The sequence below is a fragment of the Streptomyces sp. Je 1-369 genome (assembly GCF_026810505.1).
Taxonomy (GTDB): domain Bacteria; phylum Actinomycetota; class Actinomycetes; order Streptomycetales; family Streptomycetaceae; genus Streptomyces.
In genome coordinates, this window is record NZ_CP101750.1 from 1,436,261 (window position 1) to 1,456,905 (window position 20,645).

Sequence of the window (20,645 nt, forward strand, 5' to 3'; positions counted from 1 at the left end):
CGCCCCGACCCACCAAAGTTGCGCAGATGCATCGACCGACGACCACCGCCGCCGCGCTCCTCGTCACCGTGGCCGTCTCGGCAGCCGCCTCGGCCGCCCTCACCGGCTGCACGAGCGTCGAGCGGCCCTCGGGCCCCGGCCCGGCCGCGGCCACCGCACCGCGGCCCGCGCCGCGCACCGACGGAGATCAGCGGCCGAAGATCGTGCAGGCCCCGGCCCGGGAAGCGCTGCAGCGCATGGACCCGTCCCGCGGCCCGGCCCCCCGGAAAGCGGACGGAAGCCCGTCAAGCACCGGAGCCGAACCCTCCGCCCCGCCACCGCCCCGAACGCACCGCCAAGCACCGCCCCCCGCCCCTGCCCCCGCCGCCCCCGCACGCGGCCCCGCCGCCACACGTCCCGACGCGGGAGCCACCCGGCCCGCGCCCGCCGGGGTCCCCGCCGCCCCGGTCACGGACGTCTGCGCCCTCGGCGAGGCCTACGGCAAGTGGCGGCCGAACAGCCCCGAAGCGGTCATCTGCCGCGACACGTACGGCCGCTGACCCCGCGACGGAGTGCGCTCATCCCCTCAGGGGGACTCGGCCGCCCATTCGCCCCCCCCCCCCCCCCCCCCCCCCCCCCCCCCCACCCCCCCCTCCCCCCCCCCACCCCCCCTCAAGCCGGGCGATCGCGTCCTTGATGCCCCTGCCGTAGCCGTCGTCCTCCAGTGCGCCCACCGCGCCGCGTGCCTGGCGCAGGTGGCTGCGGGCCGCTCCGGGGCGGCCCAGTTTCACGTAGTCCGCGGCGAGGTTCAGGTGCAGGGACGGGTAGAAGCCGCGCACCGCGAGTGATGCGTGATGTGCGCTCAGCCGCTCGTCCGTGAGCTCGTCCGCCGCCGACAACGCCCGCAGGTCCCACGCCAGTTCGTCGGAGGGGTCGGCCTGCGTGTCCGCCATGTAGTGCGCGAGCGTGCAGCGGTGCAGCGGGTCGCCGTCCTCGCCGATCTCGCCCCACAGACCGAGGAAGCGGCCCTGCGCCTCCTCACGGTCACCGCCGTGATGCAGCATGACCGCCTGCCCGATCCGCGTCATCATCGCGTCCTCCGCCGTCTGCTCCTGCTGCTCCGTCACCGGGTCCTCCGTGGTCGTACGGCCGTCGCCCCCATCCCTCACGACGCTAGCCGCCACCACTGACAATCACGGTCAGGCACGATCGCGGGCGGGGCGCTCACCCGTACCACTGGGCCAGCCCGGTGACGCTCCTCGCCACCTCGGCGCGGAGCCCACCCCGTACTCCCTCGCCCACGCCCACGACCGCGCCCACGGAGGCTGACGTCAGCCGATGTCCGGGATGCGCCAGTCGATCGGCTCGTGTCCCTGCGCCGCGACCGCTTCGTTGATCTGCGTGAACGGCTGCGAGCCGAAGAACTTCTTCGCGGACAGCGGCGAGGGATGGGCGCCCTGCACGACGATGTGCCGCTCCTCGTCGATGAGCGGGAGCTTCTTCTTCGCGTAGTTCCCCCACAGGACGAAGACGGCGGGGTCGGGGCGGTCGGCCACCGCCCGGATCACCGCGTCCGTGAACTTCTCCCAGCCCTTGCCCTTGTGGGAGTTGGCCTCGCCGGAGCGGACGGTGAGGACCGCGTTGAGCAGGAGGACGCCCTGCTGGGCCCACGGCATCAGATAGCCGTTGTCGGGCACGGGGTGGCCGAGCTCCTCCTTCATCTCCTTGTAGATGTTCCGCAGGGAGGGCGGCGTCTTCACGCCGGGCCGCACGGAGAAGCAGAGGCCGTGCCCCTGGCCCTCGCCGTGGTAGGGATCCTGACCGAGGACCAGGACCTTCACCTGGTCGTACGGCGTCGCGTCGAGGGCGGCGAAGACCTCCTCGCGCGGAGGATAGACGGGACCCTTCGCCCGCTCCTCCTCGACGAACTCGGTGAGCTCCTTGAAGTAGGGCTTCTGGAGCTCCTCGCCGAGGACTCCGCGCCAGGACGCGGGCAGCATGGCGATGTCGGTCACGTCAACAACCTCCGGTGTGCGGTCACTTCTCACCACAGAACCTACCGGCGCCCACTGACAACCGGCCCGCCGCCCACCGACAACCGACGCACCGCCTCGTCGCTCACCAGCTGGTCTTGCGCTGAAGCTCCCACATCATCATGATCGCCGACGGGTCGAGGGCCCGCTCACCGCCCGCGATCTCCTCGCTGGACATGATGTACTGCTTGCCCTGCCACAGCGGCAGCAGCCTGACGTCGTCGACGAGGATCTCCTGGGCCCGCTCGAACTCGTCGATCACGGCACCCCGGTCGGTCTCCCTGCGCTCGCGCGGCAGCACCTCGTCCGTGATCTCCTTGGACGGGTAGGGCGTGTTGAGCACGTTCTCCGGGCCGACGAACGGCGCGATGAAGTTGTCCGCGTCCGGGAAGTCGGGGAACCATCCTCGGCCGAAGACGGGGTACTCACCGTTGCTGTACCCCTCCTGGAACTCGGTCCAGGGGCGGCTCTTGAGGGTGATCTTGAAGAGTCCCGAGCCCTCCAGCTGGCGCTTGAGCTCGGCGAACTCGGGCTCGGTCGCCGAGCCGTAGCGATCGGTGGTGTACCAGAGGGTGAGCGGCACCGGCTGGTGGATGCCGGCGTCGGTGAGGATCTTCCTGGCCTTGGCGGCGCTGGGGTTTCCGTAGTCGTCGAAGAACCCGGTGGCGTGGCCGGTGAGGCCCCTGGGGACCATGGAGTACAGCGGCTCGACGGTGTCCTTGTAGATCTTGTGGGCGATGGCGCCGCGGTCGACGATCTGCGCGACGGCCCGCCTGACCGGCAGTTTCCGCGCCCAGGGGTCCTTGGTGTTGAACACCAGGTAGCGGATTTCGGTGCCCGAGCCCTCGACGAGCTCGATGTCCTGCTCGCGCCTGCCGCGCCCCTGCATGGCGACGATGTCCTCGGAGGCGAGGCCTCGGAAGGTCACGTCGATCTGCTTGTTCTTGAGGGCGCCGACCATGGCCGACGACTTCTTGAAGTAGCGGATGGTCACGGCGTCGTTCTTGACGTCGGCCGCGCCTTCGTAATGATCGTTCTTGACCAGTTCGGCCTTGTCGTTCGGCGTGTACGCGTCCAGGGTGTACGGGCCCGAGCCGGTCAGCTCGTCGCCTTCGCGGAGCTTGTCCGCCGGGTACTCCTTGGGGTCGACGATCGACATGGCGGGGGTCGCGAGGACGAAGGGGAAGGTCGCGTCGGCCTTCTTGAGGTGGAAGGCGACCGTCAGGTCCCCCTCCGTCTCGACCTTGTCGAGCGAGCCGAGCAGGCCGGTGGGGCCGCCCTTGGCGTTGATGGTCCGTATGCGGTCGAAGGAGTACTTCACGGCGGCCGCGTCCAGTTCGTCGCCGTCGGAGAACTTCAGGCCCTCGCGCAGCTCGCAGGTGTAGACCGTGCTGGAGGCGTCGCTGAACTTGCAGGACTCGGCGGCGTCCGGCTCCGGCTCGGTGGCCCCCGAGGGGAAGCTGAGGAGCGTCTGGAAAACGTTTCTGTAGAGCTCCCAGGAGCTGTCCCAGGCCTTCGCCGGGTCCAGGGTGCTCGGCGCGCTCATCGTGCCGACGGTGATCTGCTCCTCGTCGTCCGACCCTTCGGACGACAGCATCCCGCAGCCGGCGAGCAGCGACATGGACGCGATCGCCGCCACCGGACGCAGACCCCTGATCCGCTTAGCAGGGGGAACTTCACTGAACACGCGCACGCTCCTCGATCGGCCATGCCATGGGGTCGGGAGACAATATCGCAGTGCCCTGTCGGGCCAAGTCCTGGCGCCGACAGGGCACTTGATGCGGGGGAACGTCACCGAAAGGGCGTCTCCGCCGGGTGTGCGGCCTTCGTCAGCCGACGCCCGCATTGAGGAAGATGCCGCCATCGACCACGAGTGTCTGGCCCGTGACCCAGTCGGACTGGCCGGACGTGAGGAACGCGGCCGCGCCCCCGATGTCCTCCGGCACTCCGAGCCGGCCGAGCGGGTAGGAGGCCGCCGCCTCCGCCTCGCGGCCCTCGTACAGCGCCTGGGCGAACTTGGTCTTGACGACGGCGGGCGCGATCGAGTTCACCCGCACCTTCGGGGCGAACTCGTGGGCGAGCTGCAGGGTGAGGTTGACCATGGCGGCCTTGCTCATCCCGTACGCGCCGATGAACGGCGACGCGGAGACTCCGGCGACGGAGGCGATGTTCACGATCGCGCCGCCGTTCTCGCTCTGCCAGGCCCGCCAGGTCTGCTGGGCGAAGCCGAGCGCCGAGATGACGTTGGTCTCGAACACCTTGCGGGCCACGTTGAGGTCCATCTCGGCCATCGGGCCGAAGACCGGGTTCGTACCGGCGTTGTTGATCAGGAAGTCGACACGTCCGAAGGCCTCCATGGCGCGCTCGACGGCGACCGCCTGGTGGGCCTCGTCGTGCGCCTTGCCCGCCACCCCGATGACGCGGTCGGCGCCGAGCTTCTCGACGGCCTCCTTGAGGGCGTCCTCGTTGCGTCCCGTGATGCAGACCCGGTCGCCGCGCGCCACCAGCGCCTCGGCGATGCCGTATCCGATGCCGCGGCTCGCTCCGGTGACGAGCGCGGCCTTTCCGCTGTCCTGCACAGCCATGATCTCTGCCTCCGCCTTTCAGGTCAGTTGAGCGGGCCGCCGGCCACGTACATGACCTGCCCCGACACAAACCCGGCCGCGTCGCCCGTGAAGAAGGCGATGGCGTTGGCGATGTCCTCGGGGCGGCCGACGCGCTGCACCGGGATCTGGGTGGCGGCCGCGGCCTGGAAGTCCTCGAAGCCCATGCCGACGCGGTCGGCGGTGGCCTTGGTCATCTCGGTGACGATGAAGCCCGGGGCGACGGAGTTGGCGGTGACGCCGAACTTGCCGAGCTCCTTGGCGAGGGTCTTGGTGAAGCCCTGGAGGCCGGCCTTGGCGGCGGCGTAGTTGACCTGGCCGCGGTTGCCGAGCGCGGAGGACGAGGAGAGGTTGACGATACGGCCGAAGTTGGCGTCCACCATGTGCTTCTGGCAGGCCTTCGACATCAGGAAGGCGCCGCGCAGGTGCACGTTCATGACCGTGTCCCAGTCGGTCGCGCTCATCTTGAAGAGGAGGTTGTCGCGGAGCACACCGGCGTTGTTGACGAGGATCGTCGGCGCGCCGAGCTCCTCGGCGATACGGGCGACGGCGGCCTCGACCTGGGCCTCGTCGGACACGTCGCAGCCGACCGCGATCGCCTTGCCACCGGCCGCGGTGATCTGCGCGACGGTGTCCTTGCAGGCGGCCTCGTCGAGGTCGATGACGGCCACGGCGCGGCCCTCGGCGGCGAGCCGTACTGCGGTCGCCGCGCCGATGCCTCGCGCTGCGCCGGTCACGACCGCGACGCGCTGCTCTGTGGTGGACATGCTGGTTCTCCTCGCCCTTGGGATGCGGCTCTACGGGATGGAGCTTTACGGAGTGGGGCTCCACGGAGTGGGGCTCCAACGGTACGCCCCGATGGTGAGCGACCGCTTAGTACCTTCAGCTGGACGAGACGCTAGAAGGCCTGGCACCGGGTGTCAACGGCCCACAGGAGAGGTGTGACTCTTTATGTCACCCCTGTGCCTCTTCACTTCACCAACAGCTCGACGAGCCGGTTCACCTCGGCCTCGGGATCCGCCGTGAGACCGGTGTGTACGGGGCCGGGCTGGAGCACCGTGGAGCGCGGCGCGATCAGCCAGCGGAAGCGCCGCCCCGCGTCGTCCCGCTCGGCCTGACCCGCGGCCTCGCCGCCCTCGCAGATCCGCTCGACGGCACCCAGCGCGGCCCGGATGCCGTCCGCGTCGGCCGCCGGGTCCAGGGCGAGGAGCTTGGCCTCGTCGAGGTGCGTGCGGGCGGCGACGTACGACTTGGCGCGGCAGTAGAGCACGACGCCCGCGTTGAACTGCTCACCGCGCTCCACGCGCGGCACGACGCGCACCAGCGCGTACTCGAAGACGTCCCGTACGGGCGCGGTCTGCTCGGTCACTGGGTGGCGCCCTTCGGTCCGGCACCCGGCAGGGTGATCCGCTCGTGGATGGTCTTGGCGCGCGGCAGGAGGGCCGCTACGTAGGCGCGGCGCACGTCGTCCGGGCCGTCGAAGCCCGGCTCGTCCGCCAGCCACTCCTCGGGCACCTCGGCGGCGACCTCGGCGAGCAGTTCCTCGGTGACGAGCGGGGCGAGCTCGGCGGTGGCCGCCGCGATGTCGGGGCCGTAGGGGGCGAGAACGTGGTCCGACGCGTCGTACGGCTTGGCGGCCGCGGTCTCCGCGGTGCGCCAGTTGTGGTGCCAGATCATGCTCGCCCCGTGGTCGATCAGCCACAGGTCGCCGTGCCACATGAGCAGGTTCGGATTGCGCCAGGAGCGGTCCACGTTGTTGATCAGCGCGTCGAACCAGATGACGCGGCCCGCCTCGGCCGGGTCCACCACGTGGGCGAGCGGGTCGAAGCCGAGGGCGCCTGACAGGAACTCCATGCCGAGGTTGAGTCCGCCGCTCGCCTTCAGCAGCGCCTGCACCCGTTCGTCGGGCTCGCCGAGGCCGAGGACCGGGTCGAGCTGGATCCCCGTGAGCCGAGGCATCCGCAGGCCGAGCCTGCGGGCCAGCTCGCCGCAGATCACCTCGGCGACGAGTGTCTTGCGGCCCTGTCCCGCGCCGGTGAACTTGAGGACGTACGTTCCGTACGTTCCGTGGTCGTCGGTCTCGACGAGCCCGGGCAGTGATCCGCCTTCCCGCAGGGGTGTGACGTAACGGACCGCGGTGACGTGGCTGAGCATTGGCCCAGATTACAGAGTTGAACGCGGTGGCCCGCGGCCCCGTACCACTGGACATGACGACTTACGAAGAGACGCTCTCCGAGCCCAGCCGCCGCACGGTCGTGGCCACGATCGGCGCCGCGGGCCTGGCCGCCGCCCTGACCGCCTGCGGGGGCGGCGAGAGCTCCGCCGAGGACGGCGGCGACGGTGACGGTGACGCGGGCGGTGTCCTCGCCAGGACGTCCGACATCCCCGTGGGCGGCGGCAAGATCTTCAAGGACGCGGAGGTGGTGGTCACCCAGCCCACGAAGGGCGAGTTCAAGGCGTTCTCCAGCCTCTGCACCCACAAGGGGTGCCCGGTGACGACCGTCGAGGGCGGCACCGTCAACTGTCCGTGCCATGGCAGCAAGTTCGACATCGCCGACGGCAGCGTGCGGGGCGGGCCCGCGCCGAAGCCGCTGCCGGCCGCCGCGATCACCGTGACGGGCGGCTCGATCAAGCGGGCCTGACCGGCCGTCCCGGCAGTTTCCACGCGGCCAGCACGTCCTGCGTGGCCGTGATGGTGGCGACGAGCGCGAGGGTGTTGCGGACCATGGCCGGCGTGTAGTCGGCGGGGACGCCCGCGATGGCGTCGGCGGGTACGACGGCGGTGTAACCGAGGTTCACCGCGTCGAACACGGCGTTCGGGATCGCGACGTTGGCCGAGACCCCGGTGACCAGCAGGGTGCGGCAGCCGAGATTGCGCAGGAGCGGGTCCACGTCGGTGCCCGCGACGGGTGACAGGCCGTGCAGGCGGCGTACGACGAAGTCCTCGTCGGCCACCTCGATCGGCGGGGCGATCCGCACGGCCGCGGTGCCCGAGAGCTGCTGCACGGGCAGTCGCTCGGCGGCCCGGAAGAGCCGGGCGTTGTGGCTGGCCCCGCGCCCGTCGGGCCGCCGCTCGGCCACCGCGTGCAGCACCTGGACGCCGCACTGGTGTGCCGCGGCCACCAGCCGGGCGACGTTGGCGAGGGCCCCCGAGGACCGTGCCGCCGCGGCGAGTTCGGGCAGGGCGCTCTCGGTGCCGACGACGCCCTGCTGGCACTCGACGGTCAGCAGGGCGGTGGTGGCGGGGTCGAGGATCTCCCTGAGCTTTTCGTACGACGGCATGGCTTCCCCTTGTCGCGGACGTCCCGGACACCGGCCGAGACACCGGCCGAGACACCGGCCGGCGAGAGGCTAACGGCCATTGCGCCACTAAGGAAGAGCGTCCATGCTTTCCCGACAGCCTTCCTGACACTCAGTCAGGCGGCTCCGAACAGGAGGGCACATGGCCGTCACGCAGCGCCGGGGTCGCCGGATCATGATGACGCCGGAGGAGCTCGACGCGTTCCTCACCGAGGAGCGCACCTGCCGGGTGGCGACCGTGTCGCCGGACGGTGCGCCGCACGTCAGCACGCTCTGGTTCGCCTGGGACGGCACGTCCCTGTGGCTGTACTCGATCACCCGCAGCAAGCGCTGGGCCGACCTGCGCAAGGACCCGCGGATCGCCGTAGTGGTCGACACCGGCGAGGAGTACGGCGAGCTGCGCGGGGTGGAGCTGTCCGGCACGGTGGATTTCGTGGGCGAGATCCCGCGCACGGGCGGCCCCTGTCCAGAACTCGACGTCCCGGAGCGCCTGTTCGCGCGCAAGGTCTTCGGCCTCGACGAGATGCCGCACGACGGGCGTCACGGATGGCTGCGGCTGACCCCGGACGCCGTCGCGTCCTGGGACTTCCGGAAGCTGACCGACCTCGGCCGGCCGTAGCGCCCGGCGACCGGGGCCCGCGGCTGCGGCCCGCGGCCCGCAGCAGGGATCCGTAGTGCTGCCGGGCTCGATCACCGACAGAAGAAACCAAAGGGGCTTACCGGCCCAACGAAGACCCCCCGTTCGAAGGTGAAGAGACGTTTCTGCCGGTAAGGGGCGTCTGCTGGCTGGGAGGACAAGACCTCGGTGCCCCGACCCCCGGGGCGCGACCGACCCCCACCCGGAGGTGGCCGTCCGTGGTCTTGATCATCGTCGTCGCCGTCCTGGCCCTGCTCGCGGGCCTGGCCGCCAACCGCTTCCTGCGGCCCCGCCTCATGAGCGAGGACGACGACGCCGGCATGGCCGTCAAGGATCTGGTCGGCCCGCTGCTGACCTTGACCGTGCTGCTGCTCGCCTTCGTCCTCGTCACCGCCAACGGCTCCTACGGCAAGGCCGAGGTCGCCTCACGCGGCGAGGCACGGGCCGTCGACCAACTCGTGGAGTCCGCCGAGTACGCACCCGCCGAACAGCGCGCCAAGGTTCAGGCGGACGCCGTCTGCTACGCCCGCGCCGTACGCGAGCGGGAGTGGCCCGCCATGGCCGACGGGAAGGGGTCGACGGCCCCCAGCGTGTGGTCGACCGATCTGCGCCGCGTCTTTCGCGAAGTCGAGGGCAAGCCGGTCTTCGGCATGCTGGCCTCCGCCGACCACAAGCGCTCCGACGAGCGCGAGGAACGCCTGACCCAGGCCACCGCGAGCATCCCCGGCGTCATCCTGTGGTTCCTGCTCGCCACCCTGGTCATCACCGTGGCGGCCCTGGGGATCTGTCTGCCCCGCCGCAACAATCGCGGGCAGATCATCACCCTGACCGTCATCACCGCCCTCCTGACCTCCACCTTGTGCATCATCCGAGACGTCGACCGCCCCTTCGGCGGCATCATCGACATCAAGCCCACCGCCATCACCGAAGTGCAGCGCCAGGCCACCCGCGACTTCCTCACTCACCACACCGCCGCCGAACTGCCCTGCGACGACCAGGGCAGGCGCCACACCACCTGAACCCGCAGACGAGGCCAACAGCCTCGCGCGCCCCACCGGCCGGGTGCTATCTCAGCCCGGCCCCCGCCCCCCGCAACGCCTCCGCCGCCGCCCTGATCGACGGGCGGCGGTCCGCGTCCGACCGCCACACCACGTACACGTGCCGCCGCACCCGGTGCCGCACCGGGACGGTCCGCACACCCATCGGCATCGGATCGCGGCCCAGCCGCGGGGCCACGCACACGCCGAGGCCGGCGGCGACCAGGGCGAGCTGGGTGTGATGCTCCTCCGCGCGGTGCGCGATGCGCGGCTCGATGCCCTTGCCGCGCAGGGTGAACATGAGCCACTCCTGGCAGAACTCACCCTCCGCCCAGGCGATCCACTCGTCGTCGGCGAACTCCTCCAGGTCGACTTCGGCGCGGTCGGCGAGTGGGTGGGCGGCGGGCATCGCCACATCGGCGGGGTCGTCGAGAAGGGGGGCCTTGACCAGGCCTTCCGGTATCGGCAGGGGTTTGTTGTACCAGTCCAGGACGACCGCCATGTCGAGGTCGCCGCGCACCACGGCCGCGACGGCCGGTGTCGGTTCCCTCTCCTGGCAGCGCACCCGCAGCCCGGGGTGGTCGACGCGGAGCGCGGACAGCGTGGCGGGCATCAGGCCGCGCATGGCGGTGGGGAACGCGGCGATCCGCAGTTCACCCACCGCCTTGCCGCGCTGCTCCTCCAGGTCCGCCTGGGCGAGCTCGACCTGCGAGAGGATCCGCGCCGCGTGCTGGGCGAGCAGCCGTCCCGCGTCGGTCAGGCGCACGCCTCTGCCGTTCTTGGCGAGCAGTTGCTGGCCGACCTCGCGCTCCAGCTTCGTCATCTGCTGCGAGACGGCCGAGGTCGTCACGTGCAGACCGGCGGCCGCACCGCTGACGGATCCGTGCCGGGCGAGGGCGTCGAGCGTACGCAGGCGCTCCAGGTTCAACATGTAAGCGATGCTACGCGGTACCGCGCACAAAATCTCGCTTGTGCTACGAGATCGTTCGGGCTCATCGTGAGACGCATGACCACCGCCCCCGCAGTCGCGAACAGCAGCATCACCACCAACGCCTGCTCCGTCGCCGCCGACCACGTCAGCATCCGTCCTCGACTGGCGTATCCGTTTCGGCGTCCTGTCGCTGATCTGGGGCTTCAGCTTCCTGCTGATCAAGGTGGGCACGGAGGGGTACGCGCCGTTCCAGGTCACCCTGGGGCGGCTGGCGTTCGGGACCGTCGTCGTCGCAGCCGTGCTCGCGGTGAAGCGTGAGCGGCTGCCGCGCTCCCCGCGGATCTGGCTGCACCTGACGGTGTCGGCGCTGCTGCTCAACGCCCTGCCGTTCTCGCTCTTCGCGTACGCGGAACTGACGATCCCCTCGACGCTCGCCGGGATCTGCAACGCGACGTCGCCCCTGTGGGGCATGGCCCTGTCGCTCGTCGCGCTCTCCGAGGACCGTCCTTCGCGGCGCCGCGTCGCGGGTCTGGGCCTCGGCTTCCTCGGCGTGCTCACCGTGCTCGGCGCCTGGCAGGGCTTCAGCGGTCTCGACCTCGGCGGTACGGCGATGGCGCTGCTCGCCTCGCTCAGCTACCCGATCGGCTGGATCTACGTACGTCGCACACTGGCCGGTTCCGGGCACTCCAATCTGTCGTTGTCGGGCGCCCAGTTGCTGGTCGCGACCGCCGAACTGGCCGTGGTGACGCCCTTGTTCACCACGTTCCCCTCGCACTTCCCCGTGGTGCCGCTGCTGGCGATCGTGGCGCTCGGCGCCCTCGGCACCGGGCTCGCCTTCCTGTTGCAGTACGCGCTGGTCGCCGAGGTGGGCCCGACCACCGCCCAGATGGTCACGTACTTCATTCCGGTCATCGCGACCGGCGCGGGCGTAGCGGTGCTCGGCGAGTCCCTGAGCTGGTCGACGCCGGTCGGCGCGGTGATCGTCCTGGCGGGCGCGGCGCTCACGCAGTCCAGGCCGCGTGCGGCGGCGCCCCGGGAAGCAGCGCCGGTGACGGCCGAGCCTCCGCCCCGTCAGTCGTAGCGCCGCGCCGGAGCGGGCCCGGTCGCGGAGGCGACGGCGTCCGCCACCGCCGCGATCTCCTCGTCCTCCAGCGCCGCCACGGTGATCCGCACCGCGGGCGGCGTGTTCAGCCGGAACCTCGCCCCCGGCGCCACCGCCCACCCCGCGTGCAGCAGCCGCGCGACCGCCCCCGTCTCGTCCGGGACCGGCACCCACGCGTTCATGCCACTGCGTCCGTACGCGGTGACGCCCCGCTCGGCGAGCGCCGCGATCAGTGCCTCGCGCCGCCGCCCGTAGGACGCCGACACCACGCGGGGGTCGACGGCGCCCTCGGTCCAGAGCCGCGCGACGGCGCGTTGCAGCAGCCGGCTCACCCAGCCGGGCCCGAGCCGCTGCCGCCCGCGCAGCCGGTCGACGGTGACGGGGTCACCGGTCAGCACGGCGAGTCGCAGGTCAGGGCCGTACGCCTTGGCGGTCGAGCGGGTGAGGGCCCAGTTCCGGGTCGATCCCGCCAATGGGTGCAGCGGCAGGTCGACGATGCCGTGGCCGTGGTCGTCCTCGATGAGCAGCACGTCCTCGTGCGAGGCGAACACCTGCCGCAGGGCACGCGCGCGTGGAGCGGTGACGGCGGCACCCGTGGGGTTCTGTGCGCGGTCCGTGACGACGGCCGCGCGTGCTCCGGAGGCCAGTGCCCGCTCCATGTCGGCGGGCAGCGGGCCCTCGTCGTCCACGCCCACCGGGATCGCACGCAGCCCGAGTGCGGAGACGAGGTCGAGCAGGCTTCCCCAGCCGGGGTCCTCCAGGGCGACCCCGTCGCCGGGCTTGAGGTGGACGGCAAGGACCCGTTCGATGGCGTCGAGCGATCCGGAGGTGACGGCGAGCGGGCCGTGCGGGACACCGTCGGCCGTGAACGCCGCGCGTGCGCACCGTTCGAGCTCCGGGTCCACCGCGCTCTCTCCGTAGAGGACGGGTTGTGCGTCGCTATGCGCGGCGGCCGCCATGAAGGCTCCGGAGAGGGCTGGCAGCAGCTTCGGGTCCGGATTGCCCATGGAGACGTCGCGCACGCCGGGCGGTGCGTCCACCCGGATGAGTTCACGCGTCGTGGTGGCGGGCTTGGGGCGCACACGGCTGCCGCGACGTCCCGCCGTCTCGATGACGCCTCGTTCGCGCAGCGTGCGGTAGGCGGCCGCCACGGTATTGGGATTCACCCCGAGGCGTGTCGCCAACTCGCGCATGGGGGGCAGCAGTTGCCCCGGTTCGAGGTCGCCGTCGCCGACGGACCGCTCCACGCTGGCCGCAATCTCGGCTGCGCGCCGCCCACTGATCGGATACTCTCCTAGCACAAAGCAAAGTATGCACTAGTGCAATAGCGCTCGCAAGTCGATGAGCCGGGCAGCGCCGCCCGGAACGCATCACCTGCGGGCAGATCAGTACAGGTTCAGCACAGGGAGAGTCATGCAGACGACGCCGGGCACCACCGACACCACTCCGCCGGACAGCGCCGCCTACGCACCGACGGACCGCACGATCCCCACGCGCTCCGCGGATCGCGCCGCGTACGACCGGGAGACGGTGCACGCGATACTCGACGAGGCCTACGTCTGCCATCTCGGGTTCGTGCGCGACGGCGCCCCCGTCGTGCTCCCGACGCTCTACGGACGGGTGGGCGAGCGCCTGTACGTGCACGGTTCGACCGGTTCCCGGCCGCTGCGCATGGCGCGTGCCACGTCCGAGGAGCGGGACCCGGGTCTGGCGGTGTGCCTGACCGTGACGCACGTCGACGGCCTGGTCCTGGCCCGGTCGGCCTTCCACCACTCCCTCAACTACCGCTCCGTGGTGATCCACGGCACCGCCCACCAGGTCACGGACCCCGAGGAGAAGCGGCTCGCGCTGGACGCGCTGGTCGACCACGTGGTGCCGGGCCGCTCGGCCGACTCCCGCCCCGCCAACACCAAGGAGCTCGCGGCGACCGCCGTGCTCAGCCTCGACCTGAACGAAGTATCGGCTAAGGCACGCACCGGCGGCCCGAACGACGACCCGGAGGACCTGCGACTCCCCCACTGGGCAGGCGTCGTCCCGCTCCGCAAGGGCCACGGCGCCCTCATCCCGTCGGATGACCTGGCACCCGACATCAAGGTGCCGGACTACTTGGTCGAACTGTGACGCCGCTCCACCCTTGAGCCGCGGCCGGGCGAGGACCTCCGCTCTTCCGCCGCACTCCGCCGCTGCGCCACCGCGCCCCGCGTCTCCGCGACCGCGAGGCCCGTGACCGCCACCAGCATCAGGGCCGTACCCGCCACGGTCGCCGCCGTCAGGTCCTCACCGAGCAGCCCGACGGCGATGACCGCGGCGCCCACCGGCTCCAGGAGCATGATCACGGAAACGGTGGCGGACCGTACGACGGCGGCCCCGGCAAAGTACAGGGCGTACGCGACCGCCGTCGGCACGGCGGCGATGTACAGCACATACGCCGCCACGCGCGCGGCGTCGGCGGTGTGCGGGACGAGGCCCTCGGCCGCGGCGAGCGGCAGCAGGCAGAGCGAGACGACGGCGAACGCCCAGACGGTGGTGTCGGACGAGTCCACCGTGCCGCCCCTCCCCCACCAGCGCGTGATCAGCGTCATGGTGGCGTACGCGGCCGCCGAGACGAGTCCCCAGACCACACCGGCCGGCCGCACGGTCGCGCCCCCGCCGCCGTCATCCCCGAGGACGAGAACGACGAGGCCCGTAAGGGCGCCCAACACGGCGATCACGCCGCCGCGCCGGAGCCGCTCCCCCAGGGCGAGCCGTGCGCCGAGTGCGATGAGGACGGGGCCCGAGCCCATGGTGACGACGGTGCCGACCGCGAGGCCGGTCGCCTCGACCGAGGCGAAGTAGGCGGTCTGGAAGACGGCGAGGGCCACGCCGGTCGCGAGGATCCGGCGCACCCTGCGGCGTACCGGTTCGGCGGCCGCGACACGCGCCGTCGAGGTGCGCGCGATCGCAGCGCGCGGCCGCATCAGGCGCGCGGCGAGCAGCAGCACGAATCCGCCCGCGCACCGCCAGAAGGAGAGGCTGACGGGCCCCATGTCGCTTTCCCGGAAGACCAGCGCGGCGGCGGCGCCCGCAGTCCCCCAGGCGATTCCGGCGACGATCAGACAGCAGAGTCCGCGCCCGACGCCGAGGCCGGCGGCACGCGGTCCGGCGTCACCGGATGCGACGGGGTTCGGAAGAATGGGCACGTCGGACGTGCGCAAGAAGTTCGACACGTGTTTTCTCCGCAGCAGAGAGGGATGACTGGCTCCGTCTGCGGGCAGCACCGTTGCGCCCGGCCACCGGCTCGGGCGTGATCCGTGAGCGTCCCGCGTCTAAGCGGCGGGAGGCGGAAGTACGAGTGCGCGTGCGTGCATGACCGGCACCCTAGGACCGGCTTCCGCTGCGCGACAACTCCGTTTCGGGTGCTGGGACGGCGCCCTGCACGACGGGCTCGGTCGGCGCCGAAGACTGGGCGATGAACGCGCCCACCAGCACGACCGCGCCCCCGACGACCTGCGGCGCCGAGAGGTGCTCGCCCAGGACGACCCAGGCCAGCGCCGTCGCGATGACGGCTTCGAGGCAGGCCACGACACCGGCCACCTGGGGCGACAGCCTGCGCACGGACAGCACCCCGGTGACGTAGGCGACGACCGTCGCGATGAGGACGATCCAGGTGAGGAGGGCCCAGGCAGGCATCGCGGCGCCGTCGAGGTCCGCGTCACCGGCGAGCACCGACCAGTCCATGCCCCAGGGCCGTGCGACGGCGGTGAGTACGACGGTGCCGACGAGCAGTCCGTACGCGATGACGCCGAGCGGGTCCGGGGCGTCGTCGCCCGCGTCGCTGCCCTGGTCGGACAGGACGAAGTAGCCGACCTGGCAGCAGGCGGCGCCGAGCGCGAGCAGGAGTCCGACGGCGTCGAAGCTCAGCCCCGCCCACACCTCGACGACGCAGGCGAGGCCGCCGACGGCGAGGATCACGCCGAGTGCGGCCGCCCGCGTCACCGGCCGCCGCTGCACGAAGCGGACCCAGCCGAGGACGAGCGCGGGCGCGAGGTACTCGATCAGCAGGGCGACGCCGACGGGGATACGGGAGAGCGCCGCGAAGTAGCAGGCCTGGACGCCCGCGACGGCGAGGAGGCCGAAGCCGGCGAGCAGCGCGGGCCTGCTCCGCAACAGTCCGCGGTGGCGCCACGCGACGGGCAGCATCACCAGGGCGGCGCCCGCCACCCGCAGCCACACCACGTGCAGGGGGTCCAGACCCGCCTCGATCAGCGGTTTCGCCGCGACACCTGAGCCGCCGAAGGCGACCGCCGAGAGTAGGGCGAGCCCCAGACCGACGCCCCTGCCGGGCTTCACCTGTATCCCCTCAGACGCTTGCACCGGCACATCATGGCAGGTGACGTCATGAGCGTCACGCCGCTAGACCCCTGTCTCAATCGGCGGACACCACGGTGCGCCCCGCCCTGTGCTACCCCTGACCTCCGGCGAACCCGTGGCCGTGACCGCCCTCGGCGGCGTACTGCCTGCACCCCGCCTCTATGCGGGACAGCAGCACCGGAACGTCCACGCGCGCTCGCGCGAGGACCTCGACCGCCCGGCACTCCGGGTCGGTGACGAGCCCGGCGAGCAGGTCCATGCCGAGGGCACGCGGTTCGCCGCGCCGTTCGGCGCGTTCCAGGGCCACGTCCATCGCGGTGGTGGCGGACGGGGACCATCCGGTCTCCCGTACGGGCGTCACGACCGGGACGGCACCGGAGTCCTCGACGGTGCCCTGCCACTGGAGGCCGTAGCCGATGCTGCGCTGCACGAGATAGCCGAGGACCCGTACGGCCTGGGCACCGCTTTCGAAGACGGCGCGCACCTCGGGGTCGGTCTCCAGGAGGGAGTGCAGCAGATGTGCGGTGTCGATCTGCCGGTCGCCGTCACGGAGGGCGCGTCGACGCGCCCCGGACACCACTGACGCCAGCTCCGCGGTGAGTCCGGAGTCGGGTTCTTCTCGGGTCGGGCCGGGCTCGGCGCCCGACGGGGTACGGCTATGCACATCTCCCACCACATCAACCCCCAGGGGCATATGCATCGGCGGCGGGAAGCATCTTCACGTCCGACACAGGGTGGGCAAGCGGGCGTTGGTTGTCCTCCTTACGGATGAGATCCAACGATCCGCGCGGACGCTCGCGCGCCGCCTTGCCCACCACCCCGTGCGCGCCGGGCGCCCGCATCCGGCGCGCAACCATCACACCGGCCCGCTCGTCCCACAAGCATGGAGAGCAGGTGCTGGATGGTCGCCCTGCCTGCGGTCGACGGCAGGCAGTACTTCTACCGGGTGTACGCACCCGACGACGCGCTGCCCGCCGACCTCTTCTGGGACGCCTGGCACTGCCACGACGAGAGCCCGCTCCCGAGGGCGTCGGACCTGTTCGACGCGGCGGTCATACGGCGGGTCGGCTAGGGCCTGTGGCGAAAGTCCCGCCTGCCCCGCGACGCCCGGCACGCGCCGTCAGTCCCGGAACCCGCCCGCTCCGCGCCCCGGCCACGTCCCGATGACCACCGTCGCGTACCTCTCCTCGTCGCTCACCACCCGCGCCGCCAGACCGGCCCGTTCGACGGCGTCGACCGCCGCGGACACCTGCCCCTCGCTCGTCTCGAAGAGGAGGTGACCGCCGGGCGCCAGCCACGCGGGCGCCCCCTTGGTCACCCGGCGCAGCACGTCGAGTCCGTCCGCGCCGCCGTCGAGCGCCACGCGCGCCTCGTGGACGCGGGCCTCGGCGGGCAGCAGACCCACCTCTCCGGAGGGGACGTACGGGACGTTCGCAAGGAGGATGTCGACGCGCCCCCGGAGAGCGTCGGGCAGCGGGTCGTAGAGGTCTCCTTCGTAGACCTCGCCTCCGGCCTCGACGACGTTGCGGCGGGCGCAGCGGACCGCCGCGGGGTCGATGTCGGCCGCGTACAACTCGACTTGTTCGAGGCCCGCGGCGAGCGCGGCCCCGAGGGCCCCCGATCCGCAGCACAGGTCGACGACGACGGCCGCGCGTCCGGCGAGTTCGGCGGCCAGGCCGACGAGGAACTCGGTGCGGCGGCGCGGTACGAACACCCTTGGGTCCACGGCTATCCGCAGCCCTCGGAACTCCGCCCATCCCAGGACGTGTTCGAGCGGCAGGCCGGCCGCGCGGCGCTCGACCATGGCGGCCACTTCGGAGGGGGTGTGCGCGGTGGAGAGGATCAACTCCGCCTCGTCCTCGGCGAAGACACAGCCGGCGGCACGCAGCGTGCTGATGACGGAGGAACGATGTGACGTGGAGAAAGTCGAGACCGACATGTGAGGAATACCTTTCGGGAACCTGATGGGGCTCCCTCGGGTCACCTGCGCCGGTACGCCGGGTGAACTACGCGGTCGCGAGAGGGGAGCACCCGACCTGCTACTGCGGTAATGGGTCTCACCTCCAAAGCGCGCCGCCTGTGTCCGTCACAGGGCAGAGGGAACAGTACCTCACCCCTGACCGGGCAGAACATACGAGGCCACGCCCCCGGTTCCACCGCTCACCAAACCTGACGGTTCATCAGTATTGAATGTTCGGGGGCCTGCGGCTACGTTCCGCGACACCGTAGCTGCGGCCGTCGCAGCGCCCGACGGGAAGGGGTGGCCGCATGGCCGAAGTCAGCGCGGAGGCAAGGATCGAGGCGCCCGCCGAGAAGATCTGGGACCGGCTCACCGACTTCTCCTCCTACGGCGAGTGGAACTCCACGCACACGAGCTTCCCCCAGGGCGGGCCCACGACGCTGGAAGTGGGCGGCACCTTCGTGGAGAACATGAAGCTGATGGGCTTCCCCGCCGAGGTCAACTGGACCATCGGCGAACTGGAGACCGCCCGCACCCTCGCCATCGCGGGCAAGGGCCCCATGGGCGTCAACGTCGGTACCCGCTACTCCCTCTCACCCGAGGGGACGGCGACGGTGGTCCGCATCGAAGGCGAGTTCACGGGGGCCGCGGTCTCCCTGATGGCGGGCAAGCTGCGGGACTCGGCGACGGCCGCGCTCAACGAATCGCTGCGCAAACTGGACGGCTTGGTGACCTGACCCGACCGACCGACCGACCGACCGCCTGCCCGACCGACCTCCCGCCCGCCACGGGCCCAGCACCCCGGACACATCAGAGCACACCAAAAAGGCGCCCCACACGATGCGTGCGGGGCGCCTCATCTGCGGTGCGGGCCATCGGCCCCGACCACCTCAGTCCTCATCGGCGAGGATCAGGTACATCTTCTTGCGGGCGTCGTTGATGACCGTCAGCGCCTTCTCGCGCTGCTCCTTGGTACCGGTCTTCCAGACCTGGCCGAACGCCTCCATCAGACCGAAGCCGGCCTGCCGGATCTCGTTCAGCGTGTCCCAGTCGACCCCGCGGCCCGCCTCTTCCCACGGCGCTTCGGGGCCCTCCTCGGCCGCCTCGCGCCCGGCACCGGTGAGCGAGAAGAGCTTCTTGCCGCCTTCGCTGGCGCTGCTGATCAGACCCTCGTCCTCCAGCAACTGGAGGGTCGGGTAGACCGAACCGGGGCTGGGCTTCCACGCCCCGCCGCTGCGCTCGGCGATCTCCTGGATCATTTCGTAGCCGTGCATGGGCCGGTCCTTCAGCAGGGCCAGGATCGACGCGCGTACGTCGCCCCGCCGCGCCCTGCCGCGCGGACCGCCACCGCGTCCGCCCCGGCCGCCCCAGGGACCACCGGGCCCGCCGAAGCCGGGCCCGAACGGACCGAACGCGCCGCGCCGCCCGTCGAAGTCACCGAATCCGCCGAAGCCACCGAAGCCTCCGCGGCCGAATCCCTCACGGCCCTCGGGGCCGCCGCGGCGGCCGTGTCCGTGGCCGCGACCGTGCTCGTGTTCAGAACCATGGGTACGCATGGTGATCACTCCTGTCGTCGATTGTTCGTATCAGTCGCGAATCTGTCGCGATGCCTCAACGATATATCGGAACAGTTCGGCTGGCAAGCCTCACCGACTGAGCCGACCGAGCCGCCTGAGTCACCGCCGACCTGCGTGACCTGTCGGGCGTTCAGGACGTAGACGTACGGAAGATCTGGCGCACCGCCCCCCGCAGCCACTGATGCGCGCCGTCCGCCGCGTGGCGGGGGTGCCAGGCCATGCCGATCGTCAGGGGCGGCAGGGGCAGTGGGATGTCGAGCACGTGGAGCCCCAGGACGGACGCGGGTGCGGTGACCGGTGACGGGGTCTCACCGTCGGGCACCGCGGGAATCAGACAGACCACGTCGCTGGCGGCCGCGAGGGTCAACGCGGCCAAGTGGCTGGGCAGGACCGCGCTCACGCGTCGCTGCAGGCCGTGTTCGGCCAGGGCGGCGTCCAGCGGGCCCGAGAAGCGGCCGCGGCGGCTGACCACCACGTGTTCGGCGGCGGCGAGCCGGGCCGGGGTCAGCGGTTTGCGGGTCAGGGGGTGGTCGGGGCGGACGGCCGCCGCCATCCGCAGGGTCACCAGTTCCTCGACCTGCGTCTCGGGGTCGACGTGGTCGATGGAGCCGATCTCCAGGTCGATCCGGCCGTCACGGAGCGCCGGGCCCGCCTCCAGCTCCTCGGCCCGCATCCGCAGGGAGACCCCCGGCGCCTCCTGACGGGCCAGCCGCAACAGGGCGGGCGCCAGCGCCGCGCCGATCAGGTCGGCGCCCTGGACGGTGAACGTGCTGCTGAGAGTGGCCGGGTCGACGGGCGTCTCGGGCGTGAGCAGCGCCGTGATGCGGCGCACCACCCCGGCGGCCTCCTCTCGCAGCGCCAGCGCGCGGGGAGTGGGGACCATCACTTGTCCCGCGCGGACCAGGAGCGGATCTCGGAGGATCCGCCGGAGGCGGCCGAGCGTACGGCTCATGGCGGCCGGCGACGTATGCATCCGGGCGGCGGCCTTCGTGACGCTCTCCTCCGCGAGAAGGGCGTCGAGCGCGATGGCGAGATTGGCGTCGAGAACCGGATCTGTGCTCTTGACCTGCATAATTCCACTCCTGGCAATGATTGCGTGCCGAAGTGCCCATTGTGGCAATGCCTGGCGCGTTCGC

24 protein-coding genes are annotated in these 20,645 nt (G+C 71.5%); 8 read left to right on the forward strand and 16 right to left on the reverse strand.

All coding sequences use genetic code 11. The annotated features are described in order from the left end of the window. The first annotated feature begins 26 nt into the window (after positions 1-26). On the forward strand, positions 27-539 hold the full coding sequence (locus tag NOO62_RS06555; protein WP_268769965.1) for a hypothetical protein: 513 nt from the start codon (positions 27-29) through the stop codon (positions 537-539). 18 nt (positions 540-557) lie between these two features. On the opposite strand, the gene NOO62_RS06560 is transcribed toward NOO62_RS06555, so the two are convergent. The 7 genes from NOO62_RS06560 to NOO62_RS06590 form a co-directional block, all read right to left on the reverse strand. Continuing rightward, complete coding sequence (locus tag NOO62_RS06560; protein WP_268775491.1) at positions 558-1,106, reverse strand: hypothetical protein; 549 nt, start codon at positions 1,104-1,106, stop codon at positions 558-560. A gap of 204 nt (positions 1,107-1,310) precedes the next feature. After that, complete coding sequence (locus NOO62_RS06565) at positions 1,311-1,994, reverse strand: uracil-DNA glycosylase (RefSeq protein ID WP_268769966.1); 684 nt, start codon at positions 1,992-1,994, stop codon at positions 1,311-1,313. Positions 1,995-2,097: 103 nt separating this feature from the next. Continuing rightward, positions 2,098-3,633 carry an ABC transporter substrate-binding protein gene (locus NOO62_RS06570; protein ID WP_268775492.1) on the reverse strand — a complete coding sequence of 512 codons (1,536 nt, stop codon included), beginning with the start codon at positions 3,631-3,633 and terminating at the stop codon, positions 2,098-2,100. Positions 3,634-3,841: 208 nt separating this feature from the next. Continuing rightward, on the reverse strand, positions 3,842-4,597 hold the full coding sequence (locus NOO62_RS06575; RefSeq protein WP_268769967.1) for an SDR family oxidoreductase: 756 nt from the start codon (positions 4,595-4,597) through the stop codon (positions 3,842-3,844). A gap of 23 nt (positions 4,598-4,620) precedes the next feature. Further along, on the reverse strand, positions 4,621-5,382 hold the full coding sequence (fabG, locus tag NOO62_RS06580; protein ID WP_268769968.1) for a 3-oxoacyl-ACP reductase FabG: 762 nt from the start codon (positions 5,380-5,382) through the stop codon (positions 4,621-4,623). Positions 5,383-5,585: 203 nt separating this feature from the next. After that, complete coding sequence (locus NOO62_RS06585) at positions 5,586-5,984, reverse strand: DUF3037 domain-containing protein (RefSeq protein ID WP_268769969.1); 399 nt, start codon at positions 5,982-5,984, stop codon at positions 5,586-5,588. After that, on the reverse strand, positions 5,981-6,769 hold the full coding sequence (locus NOO62_RS06590; protein WP_268769970.1) for a HipA family kinase: 789 nt from the start codon (positions 6,767-6,769) through the stop codon (positions 5,981-5,983). Before NOO62_RS06590 ends, NOO62_RS06585 begins: the two co-directional genes overlap by 4 nt. Before the next feature lie 53 nt (positions 6,770-6,822). On the opposite strand from NOO62_RS06590, the gene NOO62_RS06595 reads away from it, so the two are divergent. Further along, positions 6,823-7,257 (forward strand): Rieske (2Fe-2S) protein, encoded by a 435-nt coding sequence (locus NOO62_RS06595; protein ID WP_268769971.1) that lies wholly within the window; start codon positions 6,823-6,825, stop codon positions 7,255-7,257. Here the strand turns inward: NOO62_RS06595 and NOO62_RS06600 are convergent. Further along, positions 7,244-7,897 (reverse strand): cysteine hydrolase, encoded by a 654-nt coding sequence (locus NOO62_RS06600; protein WP_268769972.1) that lies wholly within the window; start codon positions 7,895-7,897, stop codon positions 7,244-7,246. The two genes, NOO62_RS06595 and NOO62_RS06600, sit on opposite strands and share 14 nt — an antisense overlap. A gap of 160 nt (positions 7,898-8,057) precedes the next feature. Here NOO62_RS06600 and NOO62_RS06605 point away from each other — a divergent pair, with 160 nt between their 5' ends. Then, positions 8,058-8,534 carry a pyridoxamine 5'-phosphate oxidase family protein gene (locus tag NOO62_RS06605; RefSeq protein ID WP_268769973.1) on the forward strand — a complete coding sequence of 159 codons (477 nt, stop codon included), beginning with the start codon at positions 8,058-8,060 and terminating at the stop codon, positions 8,532-8,534. A 236-nt stretch (positions 8,535-8,770) separates the two neighbouring features. Continuing rightward, positions 8,771-9,571 carry a hypothetical protein gene (locus NOO62_RS06610; RefSeq protein ID WP_268769974.1) on the forward strand — a complete coding sequence of 267 codons (801 nt, stop codon included), beginning with the start codon at positions 8,771-8,773 and terminating at the stop codon, positions 9,569-9,571. A 46-nt stretch (positions 9,572-9,617) separates the two neighbouring features. Here the strand turns inward: NOO62_RS06610 and NOO62_RS06615 are convergent, their stop codons facing one another. Further along, the gene (locus tag NOO62_RS06615) at positions 9,618-10,520 is read right to left on the reverse strand and encodes a LysR family transcriptional regulator (RefSeq protein WP_268769975.1); all 903 of its coding nucleotides are present in this window, start codon (positions 10,518-10,520) and stop codon (positions 9,618-9,620) included. A 169-nt stretch (positions 10,521-10,689) separates the two neighbouring features. Between NOO62_RS06615 and NOO62_RS06620 the strand changes: the two genes are divergently transcribed. Next, positions 10,690-11,601, forward strand: a complete 912-nt coding sequence (locus NOO62_RS06620; protein WP_268775493.1) for a DMT family transporter — start codon at positions 10,690-10,692, stop codon at positions 11,599-11,601. On the opposite strand, the gene NOO62_RS06625 is transcribed toward NOO62_RS06620, so the two are convergent. Beyond that, the gene (locus NOO62_RS06625) at positions 11,592-12,923 is read right to left on the reverse strand and encodes an aminotransferase class I/II-fold pyridoxal phosphate-dependent enzyme (RefSeq protein ID WP_268769976.1); all 1,332 of its coding nucleotides are present in this window, start codon (positions 12,921-12,923) and stop codon (positions 11,592-11,594) included. The two genes, NOO62_RS06620 and NOO62_RS06625, sit on opposite strands and share 10 nt — an antisense overlap. A gap of 112 nt (positions 12,924-13,035) precedes the next feature. Here NOO62_RS06625 and NOO62_RS06630 point away from each other — a divergent pair, with 112 nt between their 5' ends. Beyond that, positions 13,036-13,743: a pyridoxamine 5'-phosphate oxidase family protein gene (locus NOO62_RS06630; protein ID WP_268769977.1), complete on the forward strand. Its 708-nt coding sequence runs from the start codon at positions 13,036-13,038 to the stop codon at positions 13,741-13,743. On the opposite strand, the gene NOO62_RS06635 is transcribed toward NOO62_RS06630, so the two are convergent. The 3 genes from NOO62_RS06635 to NOO62_RS06645 all read right to left on the reverse strand — a co-directional run bounded on the left by NOO62_RS06635 (position 13,725) and on the right by NOO62_RS06645 (position 16,636). Continuing rightward, positions 13,725-14,795 carry a DMT family transporter gene (locus tag NOO62_RS06635; RefSeq protein WP_268775494.1) on the reverse strand — a complete coding sequence of 357 codons (1,071 nt, stop codon included), beginning with the start codon at positions 14,793-14,795 and terminating at the stop codon, positions 13,725-13,727. The genes NOO62_RS06630 and NOO62_RS06635 overlap by 19 nt on opposite strands. A gap of 184 nt (positions 14,796-14,979) precedes the next feature. Then, on the reverse strand, positions 14,980-15,951 hold the full coding sequence (locus tag NOO62_RS06640) for an EamA family transporter (RefSeq protein WP_268769978.1): 972 nt from the start codon (positions 15,949-15,951) through the stop codon (positions 14,980-14,982). A 112-nt stretch (positions 15,952-16,063) separates the two neighbouring features. Continuing rightward, a complete protein-coding gene (locus NOO62_RS06645) occupies positions 16,064-16,636 on the reverse strand; it encodes a Clp protease N-terminal domain-containing protein (protein WP_414930771.1) in 573 nt (190 codons plus the stop codon). 219 nt (positions 16,637-16,855) lie between these two features. Between NOO62_RS06645 and NOO62_RS06650 the strand changes: the two genes are divergently transcribed. Beyond that, positions 16,856-17,044: a hypothetical protein gene (locus NOO62_RS06650; RefSeq protein WP_268769980.1), complete on the forward strand. Its 189-nt coding sequence runs from the start codon at positions 16,856-16,858 to the stop codon at positions 17,042-17,044. Positions 17,045-17,092: 48 nt separating this feature from the next. On the opposite strand, the gene NOO62_RS06655 is transcribed toward NOO62_RS06650, so the two are convergent. After that, complete coding sequence (locus NOO62_RS06655; RefSeq protein WP_268769981.1) at positions 17,093-17,911, reverse strand: putative protein N(5)-glutamine methyltransferase; 819 nt, start codon at positions 17,909-17,911, stop codon at positions 17,093-17,095. 329 nt (positions 17,912-18,240) lie between these two features. Between NOO62_RS06655 and NOO62_RS06660 the strand changes: the two genes are divergently transcribed. Continuing rightward, complete coding sequence (locus NOO62_RS06660; RefSeq protein WP_268769982.1) at positions 18,241-18,669, forward strand: SRPBCC family protein; 429 nt, start codon at positions 18,241-18,243, stop codon at positions 18,667-18,669. A 153-nt stretch (positions 18,670-18,822) separates the two neighbouring features. On the opposite strand, the gene NOO62_RS06665 is transcribed toward NOO62_RS06660, so the two are convergent. Both NOO62_RS06665 and NOO62_RS06670 read right to left on the reverse strand, forming a co-directional pair. Then, positions 18,823-19,488: a PadR family transcriptional regulator gene (locus NOO62_RS06665; RefSeq protein ID WP_268769983.1), complete on the reverse strand. Its 666-nt coding sequence runs from the start codon at positions 19,486-19,488 to the stop codon at positions 18,823-18,825. A gap of 151 nt (positions 19,489-19,639) precedes the next feature. Beyond that, on the reverse strand, positions 19,640-20,581 hold the full coding sequence (locus NOO62_RS06670) for a LysR family transcriptional regulator (RefSeq protein WP_268769984.1): 942 nt from the start codon (positions 20,579-20,581) through the stop codon (positions 19,640-19,642). Positions 20,582-20,645 lie beyond the last annotated feature (64 nt).